Raw genomic sequence first — 11467 nt, 5'->3', positions numbered from 1 at the left:
GATCTTTCTTCAGCATGGCAAAGGGAGCTTCGCGCCGGACTCGAGAGGCTTCTTTTTGAAGCAAGGTCCCCAAAGGGGTCTCATAGAAAGCAAGGATGGTCTCTAGCTTGATGCGGGCTTTGACCGCTGGCTCTGCTTGAACTTGCTCCAAGGCTTGATGCAGCGTATCCAGCGTGATTTCTTCTCCAAGAGGCACGCGCTGCATGAGTTCATGGACAGCACTACCGACTTGGGCTCCTGTCACGGCTTTTTCTTGACCAAAAGTTGGCAGCTCAAAGTCAGGCGTCATAGTCTTCGCATCCATGATCTGGACGCCATTGGCATCCATGACCGGCTCGTAGAATTTCTTGATCTGACTTGGTGTACGAACAATTGGTAAATGAATGGCCGGAGCATAGAGCTGATTGAGCCGATCAACATTTTCCAAGATATCCAAGGCCCGACGAATATCCTCTGACTGGCGGACATCCTTGAGCTGATCCAGGCGGGAATCCTGCTCTTTCTCTATAGGCACCAGTTGATCCGGTGTTAGGTCTTCATCTGTCACAAAACGCGTGTCATAAGCCAGGGTATTCTTGGCAAACACATCTTGAATAGCAAAGAGCCAGTCCTGATAAGAGGTCCATTCTTTTCGTTTTTCCGGATCCAGCTTGCCATTGCGACTGGTCCCCCAATCGGTATCACGCAATTTGTCCTCGCTACCTTTTCCGACCAGATAGAGCTTGAGCTCGGCCCGTGTCATAGCAACATATAGAAGACGCATCTGCTCTGAAATCGTGGCTAATTTTGTTTCTTCCACATTGCCTTGGTAGCAAGGTGTTTCGATCTGCAGGCGGATGCTTTCAGGAGCGGCTGGATTTTCGGTCTCAACTGGCAGGTTGGCAATGTATTTAAAGCCAATCCCTTTTTGACGGCTGAGGATAATCGGCCCCGATTGATCCTTACGGTTAAAGGCCTTGTCCATATTGAGAATAAAGACATACTTGAATTCCAGCCCCTTACTCTTATGGACGGTCATGAGCTGGACGGCATCTTTTGGTGCTGCAAGAGGGACGCTGGCCAAATCGTGTTCATTTTCGATCACCTTGTCGATCATGGCAATGAAGCGCGACAAGCCCTTAAAGCTGGCTTTTTCATAATCATTGGCTCGAAGCGTCAAGGCATAGAGGTTGGCCTGTCGCTTGGCGCCATTTGGAAGGGCGCCGACATAGTCATAGTAATAGCGATCCTCATAGATTTTCCACAGCAAATCATAGAGCGAAGAGGTCTTAGCAGCAGCTCTCCAAGTGGATAAAACCTTGAGGAAGTTCTCGATTTTAGCTGAGAGCTTGGCATCGATCAATCGTGCCTGCTCTGCAGTCTTTTCAAGGGCTAACTGGACCTTGTGGTAGAAGGCCATTTGCTTTTGCTCTGGAAGGGTCTGCAAGGAAATCCGTGCCAACTCATCTTCATCAAAGTCAAACATGGGGGATTTCATGAGGGCTACTAAGGGATAATCATGCAAGGGATTGTTAATGGTCCGCAAGGTATCCAACATGACCATCACTTCCAGTGACTCAAGATAATGCGCCTGTCCGCTATCTGCCACAATCGGAATATGGTACTGGTCAAAGGCTTCCAGTATCGCATCATTTCGCGTTCGAGTCGCCGTTAAGAGCGTGATCTCTTTAAAGGGCACTTTTTCCACCCGATGGAGACGTAAAATTTCTTTGATAACCAGGAGAATTTCTCCCTTGGAAATCGTCTCGACTCCAAGAGGAGCTTCCTCGTCTTCGGTCTTTTCTTCCTGATCTTGGGTGCCATCATAAAGCAAAAATTCTGCCCGATGTTGAGGCAAGGCCATCCGCTGCTTATCGCTTCCTGCGACCAGATAGTGGGTTTGATTGTATTCAATCTCGCCCACCTCTTCGTCCATCAAATGACGAAAGACATCATTGGTCGCGTCCAACACCTCCACATGACTCCGGAAATTTTCCTTGAGGAGAATCAACCGCCCTTTCGCCCCTTCTTCTTGGTAGGCTTTAAATTTATCATTAAAAATCTGTGGATCCGCCTGACGGAAGCGGTAAATGGATTGCTTGATATCCCCCACCATGAAGCGATTGTGGCCATTTGACAGCAAGTCCAACATCCGCTCTTGGGTGTGGTTGGTATCCTGGTACTCATCGACCATGACCTCATGATAACGCTCTTGAAAGGCTTGTCTCACCTCTGGAAATTGCTCTAAAATTTGAATGGCAAAATGACTGATATCCCCAAATTCATAAGCTTTTTCTTGGATTTTTCGCTCCAGATAAGCGCGAGCAAAGTCTCTGATAAAGTCCCGGAGCAAGGAGAGCATGGGGCCTTCTTCTTGGTGGAAGGTTTGTTGAAATTCCAGCTGATAGAGCTGATTGTCCAAGTCTCTGAGGCGGTTGATATGTATGGTTTTATCCTGGTTATAAGCCGTGACTAACTCTTTCAACTCTTCCTTACGAGCTCTATTGGTCAAGGCTCCCCCATTTGAAGCTCGACTAATCGCCACGACTGCCTTTAGGACAGAGGTCAGTTGCGCTTTATTAGGGCGCTCTGTGAGGCTTCCAATCTGATCCAGCACCTCTTGCACCGCTTCCAAATATTTGGCCTTGCCAAATGCTTGGCCCTCATTGGACAAATGAAAGGCAAAAAAGCTTTCTGCCTCATAAAGGGCCTGCTGGATGCTCTCCATCAGAGCACCTTCAACCTGTTCAAAATCAGTCTCCTCATAACCTTTTAGGAAATGCTCCTCCAACCATTTCTCTGGATCACTGGTCGACTGAAGAAAATCATAGATCTGGTAGACCTGCTCTTTAAACAAGGTCAAATTTTTGCGCTGTCCCGTGAAATTCTTGACCATCTGGACAAAAGCTTCTTGATTTTCCCCTTGGTAATAGCGGTCAAAAACAGCTTGAAAGACTTCATTTTGTAAGAGACGTTGCTCACTGGCATTTTGTAAAATCCGAAACTGGGGTGTCAACCCAAGCAAATAGCCATAGCGCGTTAGGACCTTTTGGGTAAAGGAATCCATGGTTCCGATATCACTAGTGGCAACATCTGCGATTTGACGGGCCAGATGTTGTTTGAGCTCTGGGTCATCGCTCGCTTGCAGGGCTTTTCCAAGTTCACTTTCCAAACGCTCCTTGAGCTCCCCTGCTGCCTTGACCGTAAAGGTCGAGATAAAGAGCTCCTTAATCGAAATGCCTCGCTGGATCTGATCCAAAATCCTTTGCACCAGGACAAAGGTCTTCCCCGAACCAGCAGAGGCCGACACCAAGATATTGGTCCCCGAACTATAGATGGCATCGATCTGTTCCGGTGTCCGCTTTTGCTCTTTAGTAGAGGCTGCCTCTTGGGCCTGAAGGGCCTTGATTTCTTCTCTTGTCAAAAATGCTTGTTTGATCATTTGTTCAAGACCTCCTTCATCTTCTCGATCCAAGCAGCTTTCACCTTTTCACCGCGTATTCCTTTTTGGTCTAGTTTGGTCAAGAACCGTGCCTGACCTAGGTGACGATCCGCTTCAAATCCTGTGATGGATTTAAACTGCTCCACGAATGGTGCGATATTGCGCCCATTTTCACTATAGGGATTGATGGCAAATTGCCCCTTGAGAATCCCTTCTGCTGCTGTTTTATAAAGATAAGCGTTGTACAAGAGGAGCAAGTCCAGTTCTTCCTTACTCAGCATCATAGCCTTATTCTTATCATAGGCCTCGCCCAGATAAGGCGCCTGATCTGCCATAAAGAGCCCCTTGTACTGTTGACTTTTCATGGTTTGGTTGATGGCATCCTCTACTGTCTTGGTCTTTTTCAGATCCACTACAGGATCTCCCATTTCCAAATACATGGCTCCGAAAATCCCCTGCTCCTCTTGGTATTCCTTCAAATCCTGAATCGCAGAAAGATAGGTCGGCAATTGAGAATTCAGTCCATTAAAGAACTTGTCATAGTGGAACTGCGTCAGACTAGACTTGTAGTCCACGACTCCGAGGGCTCCCCGATCCCTCAATTGATCAATACGGTCCACCTTGCCTCGTAGCTGCAGGAGACGGCCATCGGACAATGGATAAGAGGTGTGGGTGCTTCCCCCAAAGAGGGTCTCCTCACCGATGGTCTCAATGCCATTTTGCTGGGCGAGGACCCGCCCCGTTGTTTTCGCAGTATCAAGAAGCAAGTTGCGAATAAACTCGGTCTCTCCATTTTCTCCATACAATTGCTGAAACTCTGCTTCTTGGCTGGTTTCTCGAATCGCCTCGTTTAAACGCCGATCAAACGCTTGATCGGAGCCATCTTTTAAGACCCGTTCAAAGATCCGGTGCAAGAAATTCCCATGACTACGAGCGTCTGGCCGAATAGTTTCGTCTTCTTGTAAACCCAAGACATAGCGCAGATAAAAGGCATACTGGTGCTTGTAGTATTCATTCAAGGCAGAAGCGGATAAGGTCAAGGCTTTGCCCTCTGGATAGAGCGCTTGAAGCGTATCCGACTGAAGCTGACGGCTCTTTAATTCCGTTGAAATTTGAGGAATCTGGATGCCTTCAGCGGCTAATTTCTTGCGCAAGACCCGTACCGCCACAGCCCAAAAACTGGCTTCTTCAGGAGACAATTCACTCGTAATTTCTTCTTGATGGAGTTCGATCACGCGCGCTAAGAGGGCTCGGTAGGTCCCGATGTCATCACTCGAGGCTTGGGTTTGTTTGGTCGTCCACTCGATGGCAATAGGTTTCTTGGTCAATTCGACAAGGTAAGGAGAGACACTATCTTCCATTTCATTGACTAAGCTAGGAGCCGATAGGACCAGTTGGTTGGTCGCCGCATTGAGGAGCGAAACTGCCACAAAGCGATTTTTCTTGAGATTTTCGCTGGTCACCACCTGGAGCTCTGCTCCTTCTTGGGTAGCCTCATTGAGCTGCTGGCGCTCTTCTTCACTGAGCAGAGAGGTGTTTTGAGCAATCTTTGGAAAACGCTCCTGGGTCAGCCCGATCGCGTAGACATAAGGCGCTGTCAAGGGTTCAATCAAGTCATAGGACTGAACTGTCACCACATCGACCGTAGCAGGAACTGTCCGGTATTGAGACAATTGCATCCCCGATAAGAGGAGGGCCCAAAAGTCATCCACTGTCAGTTCTTGGTCCTCAAAAACCACGTTCAACTCCTCTAAGACATGGAGAAAGGCCTTCCAGACCTGGTCATAGCGCTCCTGCTCCTCCAAGGCTAGATCCTTTATCAAAGCTTGGAGATTCTGAGAAAGCTGGGCCTCTTGCAGAAATTCTGTAAAGGCGGTTAAGAGATGGGTCACCTTTTGTTTGCGCTGTGAAAAGAAAGGGACTAGAGGTTCGACGACGCGTTCTCGGAGAGTATTGAGCTTTTCCAAATTAAACTTGCCCTGACGATTGCTAGTAAAAGGCTTGTGAAATTTTGTAGCACCTTTAATTTCCGCAAAGCGAAGGTACTGCTCAAAAGCATCGACTTCTTCTTGCGTCAGATCACTATACAGACTTGTTTTTAACAAGTTGATGACGTCTTCTGTCTGGTAATTGAACTGCTTGATCCGCCCTAGCGATTCAATGACCTGAATCAAGGGATGGTGGATCATAGCTTCACTTCGTCCCAAATAAAAGGGGATCTGATACTGGTTAAAAATGGTCTTGAGTTGCAGTTGATAAGCTTCTACATCGCCTAGCAAGACCCGAATATCCCGATAGCGTGCCCCATCATGAAGACGCTGACGGATGGATTTGGCAACAAATTCCAACTCTTCTTTTTGCGTATTGGTTTGCCAGAGTTGGATAGCTGTTCGATCTTGGTCCTCCAGCTCATTTTCCACTTGTGAAAAATCGTATCGCGCTTCTAACATGCGGGTAATACGACTAAAAGAGTCTTCGATCGCTTGCCCACAATACTGAGGCTGTACCTCAAATGTCTTTGCCAGCTGGAGGAGAAAGTCAACACTGGCCTGGTAAAGATTGCCCTCTCTAAAACTTGCCCGATAAGCTTTTTCACTGGCATAGACCCCAATGACAATCTCCACTCCTTTTCGGTGAAGGAGACCAATCAAGGCCTCTTCTTCTGCAGAAAAACGCGTGAAGCCATCGACGACAATCGCCACATCCTGTAATTGCTCTTCCAAGTGCCCTTCTTCGACCTGATTGAGGAAAAAGGCCATCTTGGACTGGGATTCATACCGGTGCTGGACCAGCATCTCAGAGACTGCTTCAAAAATCGCCAAGAGGTCCTCTCTTTTTTCAGCTTCCTCGAGCAACTCCAAATCTGTAAAATCCATCTGGGCTGTCTGCAATTCATGATAGAGCTGGACCAGTTGCTGGATAAACTGAGGATCCTTACGCAGGGCCCCGTAAACTTTAAGATCCTGCTCCTTCATCTGGGAAAGAGCTTTAAAAAATAACATGCCGAGACCGATATCATCTAAGGGTTGCTCCTCAAAAACCTGATTCAGGATGAAATAACGAGCCATTTGGGCAAAGCGCGTGACGGTAATGGCAAAAGAAGCCTGACCTTCTAAATAGGACAAGACCTTGGCTTCTTTTTCAAAGGAAAGAGAGTTGGGCGCAATGTAAAACACACGCTTGCCCTGTTCTACTAACCCTACGGCTTCTTGTGTCAGGACCTGGGTCAAGGGGGTCCGAACATCCGTATAGAGTAATTTCATCCGATCCGTTCTCCTTTTGGCATTTTCTTGAGAGCTTGTTATCTTCTTATTATATCATTTTCACAGGAGGGACTAAAGCAAGAAGTCATGCTCCTCTAGGCCCAATATTAGGAGATTTATGCTACAATAAAAGTTGAAGAGACAGAAAGGATACCACCTATGACCAGCATTTATGATTTTTCTTTAGAAAACCAACAAGGAGAGGAGATTCCCCTTTCCCACTACCAAGGCAAGGTCCTCATCGTGGTCAATACAGCAACAGGCTGTGGCTTGACCCCGCAATACCAAGGACTGCAAGATCTCTACCTGCGCTACCAGGAAAAGGGGCTTGAAATCCTAGACATTCCCTGTAACCAATTCATGGGGCAGGCACCAGGAACTGCAGAAGAAATCAATAGCTTCTGTAGCCTCAACTACCAGACCACCTTCCCACGATTCGCTAAAGCCAAGGTTAATGGTAAAGAAGCCCTTCCACTCTATGACTGGCTCAAAAGCCAAGCAACCGGACCACTGGGCAAACGCATCGAATGGAACTTTGCAAAATTTGTCATCAACCGACAAGGACAAGTCGTCCAACGCTTCTCCTCCAAAACAGAACCAGCTGCCATGGAAGACTTGATCCAAGAATTACTTGAGAAATAAGCAAAAAGCCTGAAAGTGTAGTCAGGATTTTTGATGAATGGCTATTTATTTTCGAGACTTTCCGCTGTGAGAAAAGTGCCTGAAACAATAACGTTTCAGGCACTCGGAATTATTGAGACCTTAGGCTCAATAATTAGTCATGGAACTTCCTGGATTGCTGAAATCATCCACTGGATAATTTCACCTAACGTCCGTACTCACCTAAGGAAAGTTTCTAAGAAGTCATTATCCATAAGCCAAAAAAGCCTGAGCCAACGCTCAAGCTTTTTTATTATTAATCAATTTCAAGTCCACCGGTGTACAGGCGGTAATAGGTGCCACGTTCTGCCATCAAGGAAGCATGGTTGCCTCGCTCGATAATACGTCCGTGGTCCATTACCATAATCACATCGGAATTGACGATAGTCGATAGACGGTGGGCGATAACAAAGACAGTCCGACCTTCCATCAAGCGGTCCATCCCTTCTTGCACCATCTTCTCTGTCCGTGAGTCAATGGAAGACGTCGCTTCGTCCAGAATCAAGACAGGCGCATTGGCAAGGGCTGCACGGGCAATGGCGATCAATTGTCGTTGACCATTTGATAGACCAGCCCCATCATCCGTCAAGACTGTCTCATAGCCCTGATCCAAGTGCTTGACAAAGGAATCCACATTGGCAATCCGAGCTGCTTCAAGGATTTCTTCCCGTGTTGCATCAGCACGGCCATAAGCGATGTTTTCCGCAATCGTACCAGTAAATAAGTGGGTATCTTGAAGAACGATTCCGAGGGAACGACGCAGAGAATCTTTCTCAATCAATTTAATATCGATCCCATCATAAGTGATCATTCCTGACTGGATGTCATAGAAGCGGTTGATCAAGTTGGTGATAGTTGTCTTTCCTGCACCAGTCGCTCCGACAAAGGCCACTTTTTGACCCTTATCCGCGTACAAGTTGATGCCATGAAGGATTTGTTTCTTCCCATCATAAGAGAAATCAACATCATCAAAGACCACATTTCCGACCATCTTGACAAGCTGGTAATCCCCATTTGGACGTGGGTGTTTCCAAGCCCATTTATTGGTTTTCTGATCGGTTTCGACCATTTCTCCATCGACCAGTTCATAATTGACCAGCGTCACTTTTCCTTGGTCGACTTCTTCTTCTTCGTCCAAGAGATCAAAGACACGATCTCCACCAGCCAAGGCCATGAGGACAAAGTTCAATTGTTGAGAGACCTGGGCAATCGGACCTGTGAAGGAACGGTTCAATTGCAGAAAGGCCATAAGACCACCAATGGTTAAACCACCGACGCCGTTTAGCGCAAAGAGGCCCCCGATCAAGGCTGTTAGAACAAAGGAAACATTTCCCAAGTTCCCAAGAATGGGCATGAGGACATTGGCATAGCGGTTAGCCTGGTAGGAAGACTCAAAGAGTTGGTCATTGATCCGGTCAAAATCCTCAATGCTTTCTCTTTCATGCACAAAGGCCTTGACCACTTTTTGACCAGACATCATTTCTTCAATAAAGCCGTTCTCAATCCCCAAGTTCTTTTGTTGGGCGCCGAAGTAACGACCTGACTTGCCAGAAACATCCTTGATGATAAAGACCATGACGATAACCATGAAGAGAACAATCAAGAACAAGAGTGGACTAACCGTCAGCATGGTAATCGTTACCCCAAGGATGGTAATTGCTGAGGATAAAAGTTGAGGAATGGATTGTTCAATCGCTTGGCGAAGAGCATCAATATCATTGGTATAGATAGACATGATGTCCCCGTGTTGGTGGGTATCAAAGTAACGTACCGGCAGTTTTTGCATACGGGCAAACAACTGATTTCGAAGACTTCTAAGTGAGTCTTGTGAAACGGTCGCCATAATCAAGGTAAAGCCATAGTTAGCAAGTACCCCGATCAAACAGATCAAACCGACCCGTGTTAAGAAGGACAAGAGCGGTCCGAAATCATGGCTATTGCTTGTCAGCATGGGCTCCACATAGACGTCGACCAAGGACTGAATCGAAGCTGTCACATTGACCGTCGCAAGTGACGATAGAATGATTAAGATAAAGGAAACAATCAAGGACACCTTGTAGTTTTTCCAAAGGAAGTCGAGCAGGCGAAGGATAGAGCCTAGATTTGCTTTTTTCTTAGTTTTCATCTGCTTCTCCTTTCCCTTGTGTTTGCATTTCGTATACTTCTTGGTAGATGGCATTGGTCGCAAGCAATTCCTCGTGACGACCGATGGCATCGATTTGGCCATCATTCATCACGATGATGCGATCTGCATCTTGAATAGAGGAAATCCGTTGACCAATGATGATTTTGGTAGTCTCTTTCAAGCTGGTTGCCAATCCTTGACGGATCAAACTATCTGTCTTGGTATCGACCGCTGAAGTCGAATCATCCAAGATCAAGATCTTCGGATTCATGAGAAGGGCACGCGCAATACAAAGACGTTGGCGCTGTCCACCGGAGACGTTGGATCCCCCACGCTCAATCATGGTGTCATAACCCTCTTTGAAATCTTGAATAAATTCATCGGCTTGGGCAATCTTACAAGCTGCGATGATCTCTTCATCCGTCGCATCTTTATTTCCCCAGCGCATATTTTCTTTAATCGTACCAGAGAAAAGGACATTGGTCTGAAGAACCATGGCCACTTGCTTACGAAGGGAATCAAGATCGTATTCTTTGACATCGTGGCCTGCTACTGTCACCCGACCAGACTCGACATCATAGAGACGAGGAATCAACTGCACCAAGCTTGATTTTCCTGATCCTGTTCCTCCCAAGATACCAATCACTTCCCCTGAACGAATAGAAAGATTAATCCCTTGTAAGACATGGGTCTTGTCGCCATTTTCATCGGTATAAGCAAAGGTCACATCCTCAAAGTTGATGGAGCCATCAGCAACTTCTTTGATCCCATTTTCTGGAGAGTCAATCGTCGTTTTGGTCGTCAAGACTTCATTGATCCGCTCGACAGAGGCCATGGAAATCGACAACATGACAAAGATCATCATAAACATCATGAGCGACATGAGAATGGTCATGGTGTAGCTAAACATAGAAGTCAGATTCCCAGTGGAGAGTTGGCCACCAACGATCAGATGAGCCCCAATCCAAGAGATCAAAAGGAAAGAAGCATACATGGAAAGCATCATAGCTGGGCTACTCAAGACAACGACACGGATAGCCTTCATAAACATGTTATAAATCCGGCGTGAAGCTTTTTTGAATTTAACGGTTTCATCTGCTTCCTTAACGTAGGACTTCACCACCCGCATATTGGTGATGTTTTCTTGAATGCTGTTGTTGAGATTGTCATAAGCTTCAAATACTTCTGTGAAGAGTGGATAAACAATCTTCATGATGATACTTAAGACAGCTGCCAAAAAGATGGTCACATAGACAAAGATCATGGCCATTTCCGGATTGATCAAGAAACAAGCCACAATGGCAAAGATCAAATTGAGCGGTGCCCGTACACAGATCCGGATCACCATTTGATAGGCATTTTGCACATTGGTTACGTCCGTCATCATCCGAGTGACTAACCCACCTGATGAGAACTGATCAATATTCTCAAATGAGAAGGTTTGAACCTTTTTGAAAATAGCCCGACGAAGGTTTTTGGCAAAACCAGCCGATGCATAGGCGCCATAACGGGCAGACTGCATCCCACAAAAGAGGGAGAGAAAGGCACAGAACAGCATGAGCCCACCGTAAAACAAAATATTGTTCATGTTTCTTTGTTGAACACCTTGGTCCAAAAGACTCGCCATGACAAAGGGAATCGAAATCTCAAACATGACTTCAAAGACCATGAACAAGGAAGCCAAAATCGAGGGCTTCTTGAATTCTTTGATCTCGGAAATTAAGGATCGAATCATTATTACCTCCAATGTTATTCATACTTTTTCCTGCGGTAGAAGCAAAGCTTCTTTCCATCGAAAATAGGTCAAAACACACAAAATTCCCTGAGGGAAAGACCCTAGGGATTACGCATTTTTTATAGTCTTCATTGTAACCTAAATTGCAAAAAAATGCAAGATTTTTAGACAGCATCCGTTTTTCTGTTTATCCAGTACAAAAGAGGCTGGGACAAAAGTCCTAGCCTCCCAATTATTTTTGGATTGTCGAGCAAGACGCAGTG

At 46.3% G+C, this 11467-nt stretch carries 5 protein-coding genes; 1 reads left to right on the top strand and 4 read right to left on the bottom strand.

Features of this window, described 5'->3' with window-relative positions:
- Together addA and rexB are read right to left on the bottom strand one after the other, a co-directional pair.
- A partial coding sequence (gene addA / locus HMPREF2893_RS03660) for a helicase-exonuclease AddAB subunit AddA (protein ID WP_070674423.1) occupies positions 1-3421 on the bottom strand: 3421 nt, incomplete at its 3' end.
- Positions 3418-6684: an ATP-dependent nuclease subunit B gene (gene rexB / locus HMPREF2893_RS03655; protein WP_070674420.1), complete on the bottom strand. Its 3267-nt coding sequence runs from the start codon at positions 6682-6684 to the stop codon at positions 3418-3420. The genes addA and rexB, both read right to left, overlap by 4 nt.
- A 159-nt stretch (positions 6685-6843) precedes the next feature.
- Between rexB and HMPREF2893_RS03650 the strand changes: the two genes are divergently transcribed.
- Complete coding sequence (locus tag HMPREF2893_RS03650) at positions 6844-7326, top strand: glutathione peroxidase (RefSeq protein WP_070674417.1); 483 nt, start codon at positions 6844-6846, stop codon at positions 7324-7326.
- Positions 7327-7600: 274 nt separating this feature from the next.
- Here the strand turns inward: HMPREF2893_RS03650 and HMPREF2893_RS03645 are convergent, their stop codons facing one another.
- Both HMPREF2893_RS03645 and HMPREF2893_RS03640 read right to left on the bottom strand, forming a co-directional pair.
- The gene (locus HMPREF2893_RS03645; RefSeq protein ID WP_061590967.1) at positions 7601-9469 is read right to left on the bottom strand and encodes an ABC transporter ATP-binding protein; all 1869 of its coding nucleotides are present in this window, start codon (positions 9467-9469) and stop codon (positions 7601-7603) included.
- Positions 9459-11204 (bottom strand): ABC transporter ATP-binding protein, encoded by a 1746-nt coding sequence (locus HMPREF2893_RS03640; RefSeq protein ID WP_070674415.1) that lies wholly within the window; start codon positions 11202-11204, stop codon positions 9459-9461. The genes HMPREF2893_RS03645 and HMPREF2893_RS03640 overlap by 11 nt, the downstream gene beginning before the upstream one ends.
- Between the last annotated feature and the right edge of the window lie 263 nt (positions 11205-11467).

It is taken from the genome of Streptococcus sp. HMSC072C09, from assembly GCF_001813105.1.
Classification (GTDB): Bacteria; Bacillota; Bacilli; order Lactobacillales; family Streptococcaceae; genus Streptococcus.
This window is presented reverse-complemented; position numbering and strand designations above follow the sequence as displayed.

Coding starts and splice junctions, on each gene's coding strand:
- rexB (WP_070674420.1), bottom strand. CDS start 6,684: ATGAAATTACTCTATACGGATGTTCGGACCCCCTTGACCCAGGTCCTG.
- HMPREF2893_RS03650 (WP_070674417.1), top strand. CDS start 6,844: ATGACCAGCATTTATGATTTTTCTTTAGAAAACCAACAAGGAGAGGAG.
- HMPREF2893_RS03645 (WP_061590967.1), bottom strand. CDS start 9,469: ATGAAAACTAAGAAAAAAGCAAATCTAGGCTCTATCCTTCGCCTGCTC.
- HMPREF2893_RS03640 (WP_070674415.1), bottom strand. CDS start 11,204: ATGATTCGATCCTTAATTTCCGAGATCAAAGAATTCAAGAAGCCCTCG.